Origin of the sequence: Ruminococcus albus AD2013 (genome assembly GCF_000526775.1) — a bacterium.
Classification (GTDB): domain Bacteria; phylum Bacillota; class Clostridia; order Oscillospirales; family Ruminococcaceae; genus Hominimerdicola; species Hominimerdicola alba_A.
The window spans coordinates 2,743,599-2,759,622 of record NZ_JAGS01000001.1 but is presented as its reverse complement, the minus strand read 5'-3'; the positions used below and the strand labels follow the sequence as shown (position 1 = coordinate 2,759,622).

Annotated in this window: 21 protein-coding genes; 18 read left to right on the top strand and 3 right to left on the bottom strand. The window is 47.2% G+C overall.

The annotated features are described in order from the left end of the window. Positions 1 to 11 precede the first annotated feature (11 nt). From rplF to rplQ, 16 genes are all read left to right on the top strand, one after another. A complete protein-coding gene (gene rplF / locus N773_RS0112280; RefSeq protein ID WP_024858062.1) occupies positions 12 to 563 on the top strand; it encodes a 50S ribosomal protein L6 in 552 nt (183 codons plus the stop codon). Between the two features lie 18 nt (positions 564 to 581). Next, positions 582 to 941: a 50S ribosomal protein L18 gene (gene rplR, locus N773_RS0112275; protein WP_024858061.1), complete on the top strand. Its 360-nt coding sequence runs from the start codon at positions 582 to 584 to the stop codon at positions 939 to 941. 18 nt (positions 942 to 959) lie between these two features. Continuing rightward, entirely contained in the window at positions 960 to 1,463 is a 504-nt protein-coding gene (gene rpsE, locus N773_RS0112270) for a 30S ribosomal protein S5 (protein WP_013496812.1), read from the top strand. Positions 1,464 to 1,477: 14 nt separating this feature from the next. Further along, on the top strand, positions 1,478 to 1,657 hold the full coding sequence (rpmD, locus tag N773_RS0112265; RefSeq protein WP_013496813.1) for a 50S ribosomal protein L30: 180 nt from the start codon (positions 1,478 to 1,480) through the stop codon (positions 1,655 to 1,657). Between the two features lie 18 nt (positions 1,658 to 1,675). Continuing rightward, the gene (rplO, locus tag N773_RS0112260; RefSeq protein ID WP_024858060.1) at positions 1,676 to 2,116 is read left to right on the top strand and encodes a 50S ribosomal protein L15; all 441 of its coding nucleotides are present in this window, start codon (positions 1,676 to 1,678) and stop codon (positions 2,114 to 2,116) included. A gap of 2 nt (positions 2,117 to 2,118) precedes the next feature. Beyond that, on the top strand, positions 2,119 to 3,429 hold the full coding sequence (gene secY, locus N773_RS0112255; protein WP_024858059.1) for a preprotein translocase subunit SecY: 1,311 nt from the start codon (positions 2,119 to 2,121) through the stop codon (positions 3,427 to 3,429). 30 nt (positions 3,430 to 3,459) lie between these two features. Continuing rightward, positions 3,460 to 4,095 carry an adenylate kinase gene (locus tag N773_RS0112250; RefSeq protein ID WP_024858058.1) on the top strand — a complete coding sequence of 212 codons (636 nt, stop codon included), beginning with the start codon at positions 3,460 to 3,462 and terminating at the stop codon, positions 4,093 to 4,095. 23 nt (positions 4,096 to 4,118) lie between these two features. After that, positions 4,119 to 4,865 carry a type I methionyl aminopeptidase gene (gene map, locus N773_RS0112245; RefSeq protein ID WP_024858057.1) on the top strand — a complete coding sequence of 249 codons (747 nt, stop codon included), beginning with the start codon at positions 4,119 to 4,121 and terminating at the stop codon, positions 4,863 to 4,865. Further along, positions 4,865 to 5,137: a KOW domain-containing RNA-binding protein gene (locus N773_RS20225; RefSeq protein ID WP_043537866.1), complete on the top strand. Its 273-nt coding sequence runs from the start codon at positions 4,865 to 4,867 to the stop codon at positions 5,135 to 5,137. Before map ends, N773_RS20225 begins: the two co-directional genes overlap by 1 nt. 17 nt (positions 5,138 to 5,154) lie before the next feature. After that, positions 5,155 to 5,373: a translation initiation factor IF-1 gene (infA, locus tag N773_RS0112235; RefSeq protein WP_013496819.1), complete on the top strand. Its 219-nt coding sequence runs from the start codon at positions 5,155 to 5,157 to the stop codon at positions 5,371 to 5,373. A 77-nt stretch (positions 5,374 to 5,450) separates the two neighbouring features. Beyond that, positions 5,451 to 5,564, top strand: coding sequence for a 50S ribosomal protein L36 (rpmJ, locus tag N773_RS0112230; RefSeq protein ID WP_002847757.1), 114 nt, complete (start codon positions 5,451 to 5,453; stop codon positions 5,562 to 5,564). A gap of 29 nt (positions 5,565 to 5,593) precedes the next feature. Further along, positions 5,594 to 5,962 carry a 30S ribosomal protein S13 gene (gene rpsM / locus N773_RS0112225; protein ID WP_013496820.1) on the top strand — a complete coding sequence of 123 codons (369 nt, stop codon included), beginning with the start codon at positions 5,594 to 5,596 and terminating at the stop codon, positions 5,960 to 5,962. Positions 5,963 to 5,977: 15 nt separating this feature from the next. Continuing rightward, positions 5,978 to 6,376 (top strand): 30S ribosomal protein S11, encoded by a 399-nt coding sequence (gene rpsK, locus N773_RS0112220; RefSeq protein WP_002847929.1) that lies wholly within the window; start codon positions 5,978 to 5,980, stop codon positions 6,374 to 6,376. A gap of 102 nt (positions 6,377 to 6,478) precedes the next feature. Beyond that, the gene (gene rpsD, locus N773_RS0112215; protein ID WP_013496821.1) at positions 6,479 to 7,075 is read left to right on the top strand and encodes a 30S ribosomal protein S4; all 597 of its coding nucleotides are present in this window, start codon (positions 6,479 to 6,481) and stop codon (positions 7,073 to 7,075) included. Between the two features lie 117 nt (positions 7,076 to 7,192). Beyond that, positions 7,193 to 8,152, top strand: coding sequence for a DNA-directed RNA polymerase subunit alpha (locus N773_RS0112210; protein WP_024858056.1), 960 nt, complete (start codon positions 7,193 to 7,195; stop codon positions 8,150 to 8,152). A gap of 18 nt (positions 8,153 to 8,170) precedes the next feature. Continuing rightward, entirely contained in the window at positions 8,171 to 8,512 is a 342-nt protein-coding gene (rplQ, locus tag N773_RS0112205; RefSeq protein ID WP_024858055.1) for a 50S ribosomal protein L17, read from the top strand. Between the two features lie 146 nt (positions 8,513 to 8,658). Here rplQ and N773_RS21310 read toward each other — a convergent pair whose 3' ends face one another. The 3 genes from N773_RS21310 to N773_RS0112190 are packed head-to-tail and all read right to left on the bottom strand — an operon-like array spanning position 8,659 to position 11,582. Beyond that, positions 8,659 to 9,981 (bottom strand): ABC transporter permease, encoded by a 1,323-nt coding sequence (locus N773_RS21310; RefSeq protein ID WP_080678337.1) that lies wholly within the window; start codon positions 9,979 to 9,981, stop codon positions 8,659 to 8,661. Then, on the bottom strand, positions 9,965 to 10,909 hold the full coding sequence (locus tag N773_RS0112195) for an ABC transporter ATP-binding protein (protein WP_024858053.1): 945 nt from the start codon (positions 10,907 to 10,909) through the stop codon (positions 9,965 to 9,967). Before N773_RS0112195 ends, N773_RS21310 begins: the two co-directional genes overlap by 17 nt. Then, complete coding sequence (locus tag N773_RS0112190) at positions 10,896 to 11,582, bottom strand: hypothetical protein (RefSeq protein WP_024858052.1); 687 nt, start codon at positions 11,580 to 11,582, stop codon at positions 10,896 to 10,898. Before N773_RS0112190 ends, N773_RS0112195 begins: the two co-directional genes overlap by 14 nt. A gap of 344 nt (positions 11,583 to 11,926) precedes the next feature. Between N773_RS0112190 and N773_RS0112185 the strand changes: the two genes are divergently transcribed. Together N773_RS0112185 and N773_RS0112180 are read left to right on the top strand one after the other, a co-directional pair. Continuing rightward, positions 11,927 to 13,348 (top strand): MBOAT family O-acyltransferase, encoded by a 1,422-nt coding sequence (locus tag N773_RS0112185; protein WP_024858051.1) that lies wholly within the window; start codon positions 11,927 to 11,929, stop codon positions 13,346 to 13,348. A gap of 13 nt (positions 13,349 to 13,361) precedes the next feature. Then, a complete protein-coding gene (locus tag N773_RS0112180; protein WP_024858050.1) occupies positions 13,362 to 16,022 on the top strand; it encodes a DHHW family protein in 2,661 nt (886 codons plus the stop codon). Positions 16,023 to 16,024 lie beyond the last annotated feature (2 nt).

The following is a 16,024-nucleotide window of genomic DNA, read 5'->3' as shown; positions in this document are numbered from 1 at the left end:
AGGGCTGAGAAATGTCAAGAATAGGATTGAAGCCCATTACTGTTCCCGCAGGTGTAGAGGTAAAGGTTGCTGATGGCAACGTAGTTACAGCTAAGGGTCCCAAGGGCACACTTACAAAAACATTCCATAAGGATATGATCATAAAGGTTGACGGCAGCACTGTTACAGTTGAGCGTCCTTCCGAGGATAAGCTCCACAAGAGTCTGCACGGTCTGACCAGAACACTCGTAAACAATATGGTTGAGGGTGTTGCAAACGGTTTCTCTAAGAAGCTCGAGATCGTTGGTGTTGGTTACAGAGCACAGAAGCAGGGCAAGAACCTGGTTATGAACCTGGGTTTCTCTCATCAGGTTATCTTTGCGGAGACTGACACTATCAAGATCGAAGTTCCCGATCCTAACCACATCGTAGTATCGGGCTGCGACAAGCAGGAAGTAGGTCAGTTTGCTTGTGAGATCCGCGAGAAGCGTCCCCCCGAGCCTTATAAGGGTAAAGGTATCCGCTACGAAGGCGAGTACATTATCCGTAAGGAAGGTAAGGCCGGTAAAGGCGCTAAGAAGTAATAAAAGGAGAGAATCACTATGGTTAAAAAGCTTGACAGAGCTAAGGCTAGAATCAAGAGACATCAGAGAATCCGCAACAAGATCAGCGGTACTCCCGAATGCCCTCGCCTCAACGTATTCCGCTCCTCTAAGCATATATATGCACAGATCATTGACGATGTTAACGGCGTAACACTGGCTTCCGCTTCCTCTATGGCTAAGGGCTTTGAGGGCAATGGCGGCAACAAGGAAGGCGCTCGCAAGGTCGGCGAGATGATCGCAGAAGCTGCTAAGGCAAAGGGAATTGAAAATGTCGTATTCGACAGAGGCGGTTTCCTTTATCACGGCCGTGTGCAGGAGCTTGCAGACGGTGCCCGTGAAGGCGGACTTAAATTCTAAGGTAGAGGAGGAAATACAATGGCTTTAATAGATGCTTCAAAGATCGAAGAGCTGCAGGAAAAGGTCGTAGCAATTAACAGAGTATCCAAGACTGTTAAGGGCGGCCGTATCATGAAGTTCTCCGCACTTGTAGTAGTTGGCGACGGCAACGGTATCGTTGGCTTCGGCATCGGTAAGTCGGGCGAAGTTCCCGACGCTATCAGAAAGGCTATTCAGGACGCTAAGAAGAACCTGGTAAAGATCTCCCTGAAGGGTACAACAATTCCTCACGAGATCGTAGGTAAGTTCGGCGCAGGTGAGGTTCTCCTCAAGCCCGCCGCTCCCGGTACAGGTATCATCGCAGGCGGCACTGTGAGAGCAGTGGTTGAAGCAGCCGGCATAAGAGATATCAGAGCAAAGTCGCTTCGCTCTAACAATCCTTACAATGCAGTAAGAGCAACAATCAACGGTCTGACCAGCGTAAGAAGCGCTGAGGCTATCGCTGAACTGAGAGGCAAGACTGTTAAGGAAATATTTGAATAAGGAGGATAAACAGTATGGCTAACCTGAAAATTCAGCTGACTAAGAGCCTGAGTGGCAGAAGCGAAAAGCAGATCGCCACTGCAAATTCTCTTGGTCTGAGAAAAATCGGGGATACGACCGAGCAGCCCGACAACGCTTGTACACAGGGCAAGATCAAGCTGGTATCCCACCTTATTAAAGTAACCGAAGCGTAAGCAGGGAGGTGCGACAACATGAAGCTTCACGAATTATCACCTAATCCCGGCGCAGTAAGAGACGTTAAGCGTGTGGGCAGAGGTCACGGTTCAGGAAACGGTAAGACTGCAGGTAAGGGTCACAAGGGCCAGAAGGCTAGATCCGGCGGCAGCATCAGACCCGGCTTCGAGGGTGGTCAGACCGCTCTTGCAAGAAGAATTCCTAAGCGTGGATTCAATAATATATTCGCAACTAAGTATGCGATCATCAATGTATCCGATCTTGAAAAGTTCGTTGACGGCACAGTAGTTGATTTTGAACTGCTGAAGGCATCCGGCGTCCTCAAGGAGGAGTATGATGGAGTAAAGGTCCTCGGTAACGGAGACCTCACCAAAAACCTTACCGTCAAGGCTGCTAAGTTCTCAGCAGCAGCTAAGGAGAAAATCGAAAAGGCAGGCGGGAAGGCTGAGGTGATGTAATTGTGATAGAGACATTTCGTAATGCCTGGAAGGTTCCGGAATTAAGAAGAAAGCTTCTATTTACATTTTTCATCATCGTAATATACAGGATAGGCGGTTCCGTTCCGGTCCCCTACCTCGATTCTGCAGCACTGAACACATGGTTCCAGGGCAGCAAAGATTCAGGTGACTTCTTCAGTTACCTGAACGTCCTCTCGGGCGGTAACTTCTCAAAGGCAACACTGATGGCTCTGTCCGTTGGTCCTTACATCAACGCTCAGATCATCATTCAGCTGCTGACCTACGCACTTCCTCCTCTGGAGAGACTCTCCAAGGAAGGCATGGAAGGCAGAAAGACTCTGAACAAGATCACCAAGTACACAGCACTTGGTATCGCACTGTTCCAGGGCTGGGCTTACTACAGAACTCTGATGAACGTTGACGGTCAGCAGATCGTACTGTACACAGGTCAGACCTTTGAAAGATACTTCACTGAGATCATCATTGTCCTCTGCTTCGTAGCAGGAGCTTCGCTGACTATATGGCTGGGCGACAGGATCAATGAAAAGGGAATAGGCAACGGCGTATCCATGCTGCTGTTTGCAGGTATCATCGCAAGAGGACCTGATGCTGTTATCAGCCTCTGCAAGATGATGGCTACAGGCGACGCTAAGAATATGATACTCGTTCCTATCATCATCGTAGTATTCATCCTGATGATCGCGTTCATAATCTTTATGAACAACGCTGAAAGAAGAATACCGATACAGTATGCCAAGCGCGTTGTAGGCAGAAAGCAGTACGGCGGTCAGAACACATTCATCCCGATCAAGATCGCGATGAGCGGCGTTCTCCCTATCATCTTTGCGATGAGCTTTATGTCTATACCTGCAACACTCAAGCTTTTCACAGGCGCACCTAAGCAGGGTACATTCTACGCAGGTCTCCTGAAATGGTTTGAGTATGATCATCCGTTCTACGCAAGTCTGTACTTCGTTCTCATAATCGCGTTCAACTACTTCTACGTAAGTATGTCATACAACCCGATCGAGATCGCTAATAACCTCAGACAGAACAACGGCGGCGTACCCGGTATAAGACCCGGTAAGCCTACCAGCGACTACTTCCAGAAGATACTCAGCAAGATCACTCTGGTCGGCGCTGTGTTCCTGGGTATAATCGCTATCTTCCCTATCATATTCACCGTTATCACAAAGATGAATATCGCAATGGGCGGTACCTCTATACTCATCGTTGTAAGCGTTGCGCTTGAAACAGCAAGAACTATGGAATCTCAGATGATGATGCGTCATCACTCGGGCTTCCTGAAATAATAAAGTCCGATCGAGAAAGGGGTAAGACTAATGAACAATATCATTCTTTTGGGCGCTCCCGGTGCCGGCAAAGGCACTCAGGCAGAGAACATCTGCAAGGAGCTGAACATTCCTACCATTTCCACAGGCAATATGCTCAGAGCTGCTGTTAAGGCAGGCACAGAGTATGGTCTGAAGGCGAAGGCAGCTATGGACGCAGGCGCACTTGTTTCCGATGATATCGTTATCGGTATCCTCAAGGACAGAATTGCTGAGCCTGACGCACAGAATGGCTTCATTCTCGACGGCTTCCCCAGATCTGTTCCTCAGGCCGAGGCTCTGGACGCTATGGGCGTTCAGATCGACAAGGTCATTGAGATAGACGTTGCTGATGAAACAATTCAGCAGAGACTTTCTGGCAGAAGAGTTTGCCTCGACTGCGGCGCTACCTACCATGTAGAGTTCAAACCCTCCAAGGTAGAAGGCATCTGCGATGTATGCGGCAAGCCCATCGTTATCCGTAAGGACGACGAGCCCGAGACTGTTAAGAGCAGACTGGACACATATCATAAAACTACCGAGCCTCTCAAGGGTTACTACGAGAAGCAGGGTAAGCTGACCTCTGTAAAGGGCCGCGAAACTGTTGAGGAGACTTCCGCAGCAGTTATGGCAGTTCTCAAAGGTTGATTGTAATAGAAAGCGCGATATAAATGATATGTATTAAATCCAATAAGGAAATTGAAAAGATGCGTAAGGCAGGTCAGCTGACCGCCGGAGCATTAAAGGCAGCAGGTGAAGCACTAAGACCGGGCATGACTACTCATGAACTGGACAAAGTGGTAGAGAAGTTCATTCTCTCCCACGGTGCTAAGCCGGGATTTAAGGGTTACGGCGGATTTCCCGCTGCAGCCTGCATATCCGTGAATGACGAAGTTATCCACGGTATCCCCGGCGGCAGGAAGATCATGGAAGGCGATATAGTTTCTGTTGATACAGGAGCTTTCGTGGACGGATATCATGGTGATTCCTGCATGACATTTGCCTGCGGCAAGATCTCGGACGACGTACAGGCACTTCTTGATTCCACCGAGCAAAGTCTTTATGAGGCCATCAAAATGGTGAAGCCCGGAGTAAGGATAGGCGACATCGGTGCCGCTATACAGAAGTACAATGAAGACAGAGGTTTTTCAGTCGTCAGAGAATACTGCGGACACGGACTGGGCAGAGATCTTCACGAAGATCCCGAAGTTCCTAACTACGGTAAAGCAGGTCATGGCGTAAGGCTTCAGGCAGGCATGGTCATCTGTATCGAACCTATGATAAATATGGGCGGTGCAGGAATAAAGGTAATGCCTGACGGCTGGACAGTCAAGACACTGGACGGAAAATGGTCCGCACATTTTGAACACACTATCGCTGTTACACAGGACGGCTGCGTGATACTCAGCAAACTGTGATGACAGAGGGTGTTATACAGGTCGGTTCACTGGTATGGGCGACAGCAGGCCGTGAGAAAGGCTCCTGCTATGTTGCAGTGGGAGTAGACGGCGGCTTTGTGTATATCGCGGACGGCAGACACCGAAAAGTCGGCAGTCCGAAAAAGAAAAACATAAAGCACATTTCACCTGCGGACGCTCCGTTATATACGGGTGATCTGACTGACAAGAAGTTAAGACGGCTGATCTTTCGGTACCTGACCCATACCGATCGGCAGCAGACAAGACCTTAGAGTGGGGAGGTTTTTTAATGTCGAAAGAAGATGTACTTGAAGTTGAGGGAACAGTCGTTGAGGCACTGCCTAACGCGACATTCCAAGTTGAACTCACAAACGGTCATAAAATTCTTGCTCATATTTCGGGTAAGCTGCGTATGAACTACATTCGTATCGTGCCCGGTGATAAGGTCACAGTCGAGATGTCGCCTTATGACTTGACAAAGGGAAGAATAACCTGGAGAGCTAAGTAAGCAAAGCGGTTGCTGCAACGGCTTTCCCTTATACGTATGAGAGCCGAGAGGCTCGGATAATCGAAGGAGGTATTTCAATGAAAGTAAGACCTTCAGTTAAGCCTATCTGCGAAAAGTGCAAGATCATCAAGAGGAAAGGCAAGATCATGGTTATCTGCCAGAACCCCAAGCACAAGCAGCGTCAGGGCTAACAAACCAATAATGGAGGTGCAGCTAAATAATGGCTCGTATTGCTGGTATAGACCTGCCCAGAGATAAGAGAATTGAAGTCGCTCTTACCTACGTTTACGGCATTGGTCAGAAGACTGCTACTAAGATCATCAAGGAAACAGGCGTTGATCCCGACGTAAGAGTTAAGGATATGTCTGAGGATGACGTAGCTAAGCTTCGTGAGTATATAGATCACAACCTGACTGTTGAGGGCGACCTGAGAAGAACAGTTGCTCTGAACATCAAGAGACTGACAGAGATCGGTTGCTACAGAGGCCTTCGTCACAGAAAGGGTCTGCCCGTTAGAGGACAGAGAACCAAGACGAATGCAAGAACTCGTAAGGGTCCTGTTAAGACCATCGCTAACAAGAAGAAGTAAGGGAGGGTATGAAGCATGGCTCAGGCTAAGAAGAAGACGACTGTACGTCGCCGTCGTGAAAGAAAGAACATTGAACAGGGACAGGTTCATATCCAGTCCACATTCAACAACACCATCGTTACCATCACTGATATGCAGGGTAACGCAATTTCTTGGGCTTCCGCAGGCGGACTCGGTTTCAGAGGTTCCAAGAAGTCTACTCCCTTCGCTGCTCAGACAGCCGCAGAGACTGCTGCAAGAGCTGCTAAGGAGCACGGTCTGAAGGTCGTTGAGGTATTCGTTAAGGGACCCGGCGCAGGCAGAGAAGCTGCTATCAGAGCGCTGCAGTCCGAGGAGCTGGAAGTAAGACTTATCAAGGACGTTACTCCTATCCCTCACAACGGTTGCCGTCCCCCCAAGAGAAGAAGAGTGTAATCATAAGTTATTTGAGTTTGCAGTTTAACTCAAAGTCGGGTAAAGCAGCATAGACGTAAGACTTAAAGCCCGATATCAATTTAGAAAACGGAGGTCATTAAAATGGCAGTAAACAGAGAACCAATACTCAAGAGATGTAAGTATCTTGGCATCAGCCCCATGGTTATGGGCGTTGCTAAGGAGACTAAGCGTGACCCCAACGCTAACAAGCGTAAGAAGGTTTCCGAGTACGGCCTTCAGCTGAAGGAAAAGCAGAAGCTGAGATTCATCTACGGCGTACTGGAGAAGCAGTTCCATCACTATTTTGAGATCGCTCAGAAGATGGAAGGTCAGGCAGGTACCAATCTGCTGACAATACTCGAGTCCAGACTCGACAGTGTTGTATTCAGAATGGGTCTGTCCATGACAAGACGTGAGGCTAGACAGCTGGTTGTACACGGTCACTTCCTCGTAAATGGCAAGAGAGTTGATATCCCCTCTTACAGGATCAAGGCTGGCGACGTTATCTCCCTGAAGGAGAACAGCAAGAAGAGCCCCAAGTTCAAGCAGATCATCGAGACTACTGCCGGCAGAGTAGTTCCCACTTGGCTCGATATGGACAAGGAGAACCAGACTGCAAAGGTAGTTCGTATGCCTGTTAAGGAAGACCTCGATTACGAGATCGAAGAACACCTGATCGTAGAGCTGTATTCCAAGTAATAAGTGTAAGGTTCTCGGAGCGCTGTACCTTTTATGGGTACAGCTCCGCAGAAGCTGCATGAAATCTGGAACTTTCGGACACATTACAATTCATGTTTGAATACAGGAGGGTTACTAATGCTTGAAAAGATAGAAAAGCCAAAGATCGAAACGCCTGAGCTCAAAAGCAACGGAACATACGGCAAGTTTATTCTCGAGCCTCTGGAGCGCGGCTATGGTATAACTCTCGGAAACAGTCTGAGACGTGTACTGCTCTCCTCTTTACCCGGTGTAGCTGTTACTTCTGTAAAGATCGACGGTGTACACCACGAACTCTCAACAATACCCGGTGTTAAGGAAGATGTCACTGAGATAATCCTTAACCTCAAGGGTCTGACTGCAAAGCTTTACGGTGAGGGTCCCAAGACTATCTACATTGAGGCTGAAGGCGAATGCGTAGTTACCGCAGGCGACATCAAGGCTGATTCCGAAGTAGATATCCTGGTTCCCGATATGCACATCGCAACCCTGGGCGCAGGCGCTAAACTGTATATGGAGATCACTATCGACCGCGGCAGAGGCTATGTTTCTGCTGAGAAGAACAAGTCCCTTATGCAGAATGCACCCATCGGCATCATTGCTGTAGACAGTATCTATTCGCCGGTATTAAAGGTAAACTACACAGTTGATAACACCCGTGTAGGACACATTACCGACTTTGACAAGCTCACGCTGGAGGTATGGACTGACGGTACTATATCTGCAAAGGAAGCTGTATCAATGGCAGCCAAACTCCTCAACGAGCATCTTAATCCTTTCGTTGATCTCTCCGAAGAGACCAACGTTGTGGAACTTATAGTTGAAAAGGATGATCAGGGCAAAGAAAAGATCCTTGAGATGACCATTGAGGAACTTGACTTATCCGTGCGTTCATTCAACTGTCTGAAGCGCGCAGGCATCAACACAGTCAACGATTTGATTGAAAAGTCAGCAGAAGAAATGATGAAGGTACGTAACCTCGGTAAGAAGTCATTCGACGAGGTTCGTGAGAAGCTTCATTCTTTGGGCTACGAGCTCAATTCTGAGGAAAATGATTAATGTAAGGAGTGAAAATCTATGCCAGGCACAAGAAAGCTGGGAAGGACCAGTGACCAGAGAAAAGCAATGCTGAGAGCTATGGTTACTTTCCTTCTGGAAAACGGTAAGATTGAAACAACTGTAACCAGAGCTAAGGAAGTTGCTGCTATGGCCGAGAAGATGATAACTCTCGGTAAGGCAGGCGATCTCCATTCCAAGAGACAGGTATTCGCTTATGTAACTAAGGAAGCTGTCGCTAAGAAGCTCTTTGATGAGATATCACCTAAGTACGCAGACCGTAAGGGCGGTTACACCAAGATCATCAAGATCGGACCCCGCCGCGGTGACGCTGCTGAGATGGCTATCATACAGCTGGTTTAATATACTAACTATAAAGACCGTACCTTCGGGTGCGGTCTTTTTTGTATCGCTATAAATATATCTGTCTGTCTGTTTTTAGAAAGCCGGAACTATAAATAAAAGCGCAGTACGATAAATACTGCGCTTTATTAGTATGGCTCTTTACATCACACCGAGCGTCTTGTGAAACCGTCCCATGCAGTAAGCAGAAATACTGCCATATGGGCTATGACTACTACGACCGCAAAGCCCAGACTGTGCTGTGGGAATGGCGAAGCACCATTGTATATGGTTTGCAGATCGGTATTTGCAAATATCAGATATCTGCCCCAGTCCATCTTGAAAGTCACCATTATAGCTATCAGGGGGGTACCTATTGAATTTAAGATAAAGCCTGCAACTATCGCAAGGCCGGTACTTCTCATCAATGAGGATATCATAAATGCCAGCGTGGTGGTTATCATTACCTGAACGCTTTTCAGCATGAAATTCTTGATAAGGAATACGAATGTACTTTGTGCCACAACCTCGCCGTCTACCAAACTGAGATACGGTAAGGATATACCCTTGAATCCGAAGAGAAGCCCTACCATTGGTATATTTATAAGGAACATCATCAGCATCATCAGAAAACCGAGGGATATCACGGTAAAGTATTTTGCCGCCAGTATCTTGCTGCGCTGTACAGGGCTTATCAGCAGGAATTTTATCGTACTCTGACTGAATTCGCTCGCCACTATGCCGCCTGCTATCATCAGCATTATTATACCTATAAAGCTTTCCACATAGGGTATCTTCAGCATAACGTCCCAGAAATCAAAGGGCTCGTAATGGTCCATATCTAGTAATGGAACATTCTTATCCGAGGTATTATCGTATATCTCGTGTTCGAGCTGATACATACCTATGGCAACGACTTCCTCTGCTGATTGACTGCCATATTCATTGCCTTCCAGTGCACTTCCGATTTTAAAAAGGAGTGCGTTCTTCTCATTGAATTCTTCACCGTAGCCTATATCGTGTTCCAGTTTGTATTTGTAGACCCATTTATCTCCTTTGCTTTCGCTGTTATCTATATTGTATTTGCAGAAACCGCGCCAGTCATCGGTCTTACAAAGCATGGTCATGGTCTGTACCTCTCTCTTTGAATCAGTGTACATGCCTTGACGGTAAGCTCCAGCCTGCCAGTCTGAATCGGTGTCTACCGCTTCTATCAGTGCCAGTCTTTCCTCACGCAGGGGCATATCAGGAGAGTTCTCGATTTCTCTCTTCTTGTCTTTCAGCGAATTTGCCAGACGCTCCGAATCAGACATATCCATTGATTCTGAAGCGTAATCTTTGATACCCGAGTTGTTTATCAGCTTCATCAGCGGTGCAAAGCACAGGCATACCGCCAGGAATATCACCAGCAGTATCCTCGATGATGTTTTTTTGTATATCTTTATATACTCGTTTTTTACAAGTGCAAAGAACTTATCCAATCTGTCCATCTCCTTCCCTGCCTGTAAGCTCAATGAATACTTCTTCGAGCTTTTTGCTTTCCTTGGGGTGTACGGAGTAGATGTTTATGCCGCTCCCTGCCAGTTTTCTTATCGCTTCCGCGATGTCAGCCTTTGCACTGTCGGTTTCCAGTTTCAGGTAAAGCATATCGCCCTGTGCGGAGATATTACTGCCTTCCAGAATTTCCAGTGCTTTTTCGGAATCGTCTGTTTCAATGGTATATTCGGTGATGCTTTCCTGTGACTGTGAGATTATCTCTTCCATAGTGTAGGTGCCTATCATGCTGCCGTTTGCGATTATGCCCACTCTGTCACACATAAGCTCCATCTCGCTCATAAGGTGAGAGGATACAACAACGCACACACCGTCCTTGTGTGCAAGCTCTCTCAGGATATCACGAAGTTCCTTTATGCCCTGTGGGTCAAGACCGTTTGTCGGTTCGTCCAGTATCAGAAGCTTGGGTTTGTGCATAAGTGCCTGTGCCACGCCAAGACGCTGTCTCATACCCAGAGAATACTTTGATACTTTGTCGTTTATGCGGTTTGAAAGCTTAACCATTTCGACCGCCTTGTCTATCTCCGAAAAATCCAGACCCCTCATTCGTGCATACTGTCTGAGATTTTCCCTGCCCGTCATGAACTTGTACATCTCGGGATTTTCAACGATGCCGCCAACATTTTCCATAGCGGCTTCAAAGTCTTTGGTTATATCGTGTCCGCAGACCTTTACTTCGCCTTCGTCCAGCAGAAGAAGTCCCACCACCGTCTTGATGGTAGTGGTCTTGCCCGCGCCGTTAGGTCCCAGAAAACCGAACACCTCACCCGCATAACATTCCATGTCGATATCATGGAGTATCTGCTTCTTGCCGATGGTCTTGTTCAGTCCCTTTATGCTCAGAACTACATTATTCTTGTCCATCAGCTTCACCTCCCTCATTTCCGTCGGGGTATTCGATATTCATTTTATAGGGGTTTTCATCGTAAGTTACTGTGAGAACTTTCCATACTCCGTTATCTTTCTGCATTACCATATTGCACGAACCTTTTATTTCGACTATTTTATGTAGCGGCTTGTCACTGCTTTTGCGAGCTTCATAGGCGGGGTTCAGCAGACCGATTGGTGAAAGAAGCAGCGGAATACCATCACATTCGCAGTTTATGATATAATCCACCTGAACGGTTGCGCCGTCAACGCCCCATTTTGATACAGATGTACTTATCTGCTTGTATTCGGTGGAATATACCTTATCGCAGCCCGTCTGGTCGGGTTCCATAGTTTCAACTTCAAAAATCAGGGAGGTCCTGGTTACGGCGTCTAAATCTTCTTCACCTGTGGAATGTGAATAGGGCGTATTTATAAAATTATCCTGTATACAGGAAGTCAGCATACGCTGAACACCTTTCCGGTTATCGCCCGTGTTGGTCTCTGCCATGCTTCGGCAGATCTCCTCGGCGCGTGCCGATATCTCGGGGATATTGTTTTTGAACATTGCGTTCTGCACCATAACATAAACCGCAGTGCCCGCACCGAGCGCAAGCCCGAGTACAAGACCGCGGTTTATATGGTTCCATTTGATCTTAGGGATCTTCATACTGTGATTCTCTTCTTTCTTAGGATTTTGACATTGTTAAATAATTTATCATGTTCTCTAATTATGATTATAACATAACTGTAACGAAAAATCAATATTATCATCACCATACTAAGAAATAATTAAGATTCTTTTATGAAATGCTTATGGCAGAGAATAAACTGCCTTTGAAGCAATGCACAAATATAACGAGAAAATAAGTCCGTATTTTTTCGCTTTTTGTTTAAAAAAAGGTTGACCTAGGGGGAAATAAGTGGTATAATAACTGTATATGACCGAATTCTGCGGCTTTGCGCTGAATTATGGCAAAAAATTGAAATTTTTAGGATTAGGAGTAATATAACGTGGTTTTTGCAGATCTGCTTTTTCTGTATTTCTTTCTTCCTGTGTGTCTGATATGTTATTTTATCACACGCAACGCTAATATACGAAATATAGTGCTTATAGTATTCTCTATGATATTCTACGCATGGGGCGAACCTGTGTGGGTCAGCATACTTGCCGTATCCGCGCTGGTGGACTATTACAACGGACGAGTCATCGAGAAACACCCCGAAGGCTGGCAGGCTAAGCTTGCGCTGGCGTGGTCGCTGATATTCAATCTGGGACTCCTCTTCGGATTCAAATATACGGGATTCTTTGTGGAAAACCTGAACAATGCCGCAGGGCTGAATATTCCCGTGCCCCACATAAAACTGCCCATAGGCATATCTTTCTATACATTCCAGACTATATCCTATACCATAGACTGCTATTGGGGCAAGGTTAAACCCCAGAAGAGTTTTCTTAAATTCCTGATGTACGTATCTCTCTTCCCGCAGCTGGTGGCAGGACCTATCGTAAGGTACTCCGTCATAGCCGAGGAGATAGAGGACAGAAAGACTACCATCAACGATATATCCGAAGGTTTTTCACGTATAATACTGGGTCTCGGAAAAAAGGTGCTTATCGCCAACAGCCTGAGTACAGTAGTTACCTCGCTTTTCGGTAATGCCGATAACAAGTATTCCGCCATTGATTCTCTGTCCGTACTGGGCACATGGTACGGCGCTATACTTGTGGGACTCTGGTACTACTTCGATTTCTCGGGCTATTCCGATATAGCTATCGGTCTGGGACGTATATTCGGATTCCACTTTGATGAGAACTTTAAATATCCTTTCATCTGCAAGACTATCTCCGAATTCTGGCAGAGATGGCACATCTCCCTGAGTTCGTTCTTCCGCGATTATGTGCTGTATATCCCGATATTCGGCAAAAGGCGCAAGTACGGCGGACTTTTCCTTGTATGGTTCCTGACAGGTCTTTGGCACGGTGCAAGCTGGAATTTCGTTTTCTGGGGACTTTACTACGGTCTGTTCATCATGATGGAAATGATGATAGGCAAGAAGAAAATGAAGAAAATGCCCGTACCTGCGGCACATATCTATACCAAGACGATAATATTCTTAGGCTTCGGCATCTTCTATTTCGAGAGCCTGCCCAAGCTGTGCAAGTTCTTCAAGGGACTTATAGGACTTAACGGCAACTCCTTCTGCGATGCTTATACCGCAAATATCTTTATGGGCAATATCTTCCTGTTCATCGCAGCGATATTCTTTGCAATGCCCGTTATACCCAAGATACGCGAAAAGGCATTCAGGAAGCCCGGAAGTGCTTATATCTTCCAGTCAGCAGGCGTTATTTGCAACGCGCTTATACTCATTGCAAGCAGTCTGCTGCTGCTGAACAACACAAACAATCCGTTCCTTTATTTCAGATTCTGAGCAGGTGAGCTAAATGATGGATAATAAAAATGAAAAGCGCTCTCCCGCTTTTGATCTGGAGGCGCTGACAAAAGCATATGAACAGTCGCTGAACGATGTTACTCTCGGCGGTAAGGATATACCCACACCCGAATCAAGACGGACGGCAAGAAACACCAAGCCCATAGGCGAGCTGAAAAGCTTCGTGCCCGAGGATTTCACACCCGCAGGCGAGGGTGCTGCCGAGCATGACAAGATAGTTGATAAAATAAGGGAAGACCGCCGCAAGCGCAGTCACAGCATCTGGACGGACAGCCCTTTGCTGAAACCCAAAAAGAGCGTCTGGATAGACGGCGAAGACGAACCCGAAGAAACACAGCAGGCGCCTGTCACTCGTCCTGTGTACAGCACCCCTGTACAGCCTGTATCTCCCGTACAGCAGCAGGCTCCCGTGAAAAGACAGCTGCCACCCGATTTCGTTGCTCCCTTGCCTGTGATGACACAGCCACCCAAGCCCGAACCCGTACCTGATTTCGGCGAGGTAGTCGGTGCTGCTATGGGCGTGCCCCATAAGCAGGAACTGGTAATGAACGTTGACTCTCACGGCGATGCAAGAGTACGTGAGGTGCCACACAGGAACGGCAGACAGAAAGCGGCAGATTCTCCCAATAAGCGCACAGTATCGCTGAAAATGCCTATTTCTAAAATGAACCTCGATGATCTGCGCGACCCCGTTCCCGAGAAGAAGCCCGAAGCACCTGCTAAGGCTGAAACTCCCGCTGTTACCGAAACAGTACAGCCCGCCGAAACAGTTCAGCAAGCTGAAACAGTTCAGCTCACTGAACTGGAAAAGACGGCTGAATTCAGTGTGGTAAAGGAAAAGGCTGAAAAGCTTGAAGCAGAGAAGATGCCTGTTTCAGAGGTGAAGCCCGTGGAGAAAACTCCTGCCGAGGTAAAGCAGCCTGTTGCCGCTAAGCCCGCAGAAAAGTCACCTGAAGCCGCACCTGTAAGCAGAAAGCCCGTATCCGCAGAGACAGCTGATGAGGTATATGACTTTGCGGAGATGATACACAAAGTCCGCAGCGGAAAAACAGAAAAGGCTCACAGTGTTCCCGAAAAGGGCAGCCGCAGTGAAGCTGCAAAGAAGTCACATTCAAAGCGCAAAAAGGCCAAGACCCATGAGCTGGAATTCCACTTCATAAACTGCATCATGTGCTTGGGCATGATATTTGCCATTTTCTTCTCCCTGCTTTTCATGGAAAGGGAGAGCGGCTTTATAAATTCCGAGAACAGAAATCTGGCAGAGTTCCCCTCTTTCAGCATAAAGGATTATTTTTCGGGAAAGTATACCCGTGCGATAGATGATTATTTCACCGATACTATCCCCGGTCGTGAAGAACTCAAAAAGTTCGGTGCGGCTTATGACCGCCTGAAAGGTATCGACCTTGGCGGTGCTAAAGTAAGCGGTACTCACAAGAAAGCCGAAAAGGAAACTCTCGATGAAGAGAAGCGCGCAGCTGTTACCACAGTTACCGCCAATACTGACCCCAAGGCAGCTACCACTACAAAGGCTAAGGACAAGGACGGCAAGAAGACTACCACCAAAAAGGAAGAGGTAGTAAAACTCCCCGAGATACTCGATGACGGCGAGCTTGAGGGCGAAGTTATAGTATTCGGCAAGGGCAAGGATGTACGTGCTGTTGCGGGCTACTATGGTATGTTCGAGACAGGTGCGCTCTATGCCAAGACTATCAACAAGTATAAGGAAGAAATGCCCGAGGTCAATGTATACAACATGACCATACCTACTTCTGCGGCTTACTATATGCCCAAGAACTTCAAGGACATAGTTGCCGACCAGAAGGATAATATCGACAATATCGCTTCCGAACTCAGCGGTATAATCAATGTTGATGTATACGATGCAATAGGCGCTCACACCGATGAGTATATCTATTCACGTACAGACCACCACTGGCAGCCCCTTGGTGCTTACTACGCAGGCAAAGTATTTGCCGATAAGGCAGGCGTTAAGTATGCCGATATCAAGACCTACGAGAAGTGCAAGATAAACGGCTTCCTGGGTACGATGTACGCTTACAGCAACTATGACAGCGAACTGGAAGCAAATCCCGATACTTTCATCTACTATAAGCCCGATAATGAATATACTACCAAGTACTATAACACCGATTTCACCTACGGTGAAGAGGGCAGTCTGTTCTTTGACTTTGCCGAGGGCGTAAACTGCTACTCTGCAATAATGGGTAAAGATGAAGAGATAACCGAGATAACCACCGATGTCGATAACGGCAGAACACTGGTCATCTTCAAGGACAGCTTCGGCAATGCGCTGGTACCTTTCCTGACACACAGCTTTGAGAAGATATACGTGTGTGATTTCAGATACTTCGACGAAAACGCGATAGAGTTCTGCCGTGCGGTAGGCTGTACCGACCTGCTGTTCTCCATCTCAATAACCTCCTGCTCGACTGAAACGCACATCACCGCGATAAACAACAACCGCGTGCAGGATTCCGCAGTACCGCTGGAGATACAGTCCGATGAACCCGAGGAGAGTCAGCCCGAAGAGAAGACTGATGATAACGAGTCAAAGTCCGGGGACGGAAATGCCGACAGCACTGCTGAAAATAATGAGAATACCGATAATGCCGATGGCGGCTATGAGGATTAGTT

Excerpts from the sequence above, each read along its gene's own strand:
- N773_RS21310 (WP_080678337.1), bottom strand. The coding sequence starts at position 9,981 with ATGGACAGATTGGATAAGTTCTTTGCACTTGTAAAAAACGAGTATATA.
- rpsM (WP_013496820.1), top strand. The coding sequence starts at position 5,594 with ATGGCTCGTATTGCTGGTATAGACCTGCCCAGAGATAAGAGAATTGAA.
- rpsD (WP_013496821.1), top strand. The coding sequence starts at position 6,479 with ATGGCAGTAAACAGAGAACCAATACTCAAGAGATGTAAGTATCTTGGC.
- rpmD (WP_013496813.1), top strand. The coding sequence starts at position 1,478 with ATGGCTAACCTGAAAATTCAGCTGACTAAGAGCCTGAGTGGCAGAAGC.
- rpsK (WP_002847929.1), top strand. The coding sequence starts at position 5,978 with ATGGCTCAGGCTAAGAAGAAGACGACTGTACGTCGCCGTCGTGAAAGA.
- rplQ (WP_024858055.1), top strand. The coding sequence starts at position 8,171 with ATGCCAGGCACAAGAAAGCTGGGAAGGACCAGTGACCAGAGAAAAGCA.
- rplF (WP_024858062.1), top strand. The coding sequence starts at position 12 with ATGTCAAGAATAGGATTGAAGCCCATTACTGTTCCCGCAGGTGTAGAG.
- N773_RS0112195 (WP_024858053.1), bottom strand. The coding sequence starts at position 10,909 with ATGGACAAGAATAATGTAGTTCTGAGCATAAAGGGACTGAACAAGACC.
- rplR (WP_024858061.1), top strand. The coding sequence starts at position 582 with ATGGTTAAAAAGCTTGACAGAGCTAAGGCTAGAATCAAGAGACATCAG.
- N773_RS20225 (WP_043537866.1), top strand. The coding sequence starts at position 4,865 with ATGACAGAGGGTGTTATACAGGTCGGTTCACTGGTATGGGCGACAGCA.
- rpsE (WP_013496812.1), top strand. The coding sequence starts at position 960 with ATGGCTTTAATAGATGCTTCAAAGATCGAAGAGCTGCAGGAAAAGGTC.
- rplO (WP_024858060.1), top strand. The coding sequence starts at position 1,676 with ATGAAGCTTCACGAATTATCACCTAATCCCGGCGCAGTAAGAGACGTT.
- rpmJ (WP_002847757.1), top strand. The coding sequence starts at position 5,451 with ATGAAAGTAAGACCTTCAGTTAAGCCTATCTGCGAAAAGTGCAAGATC.
- N773_RS0112180 (WP_024858050.1), top strand. The coding sequence starts at position 13,362 with ATGATGGATAATAAAAATGAAAAGCGCTCTCCCGCTTTTGATCTGGAG.
- N773_RS0112250 (WP_024858058.1), top strand. The coding sequence starts at position 3,460 with ATGAACAATATCATTCTTTTGGGCGCTCCCGGTGCCGGCAAAGGCACT.
- N773_RS0112210 (WP_024858056.1), top strand. The coding sequence starts at position 7,193 with ATGCTTGAAAAGATAGAAAAGCCAAAGATCGAAACGCCTGAGCTCAAA.
- N773_RS0112190 (WP_024858052.1), bottom strand. The coding sequence starts at position 11,582 with ATGAAGATCCCTAAGATCAAATGGAACCATATAAACCGCGGTCTTGTA.
- infA (WP_013496819.1), top strand. The coding sequence starts at position 5,155 with ATGTCGAAAGAAGATGTACTTGAAGTTGAGGGAACAGTCGTTGAGGCA.
- map (WP_024858057.1), top strand. The coding sequence starts at position 4,119 with ATGATATGTATTAAATCCAATAAGGAAATTGAAAAGATGCGTAAGGCA.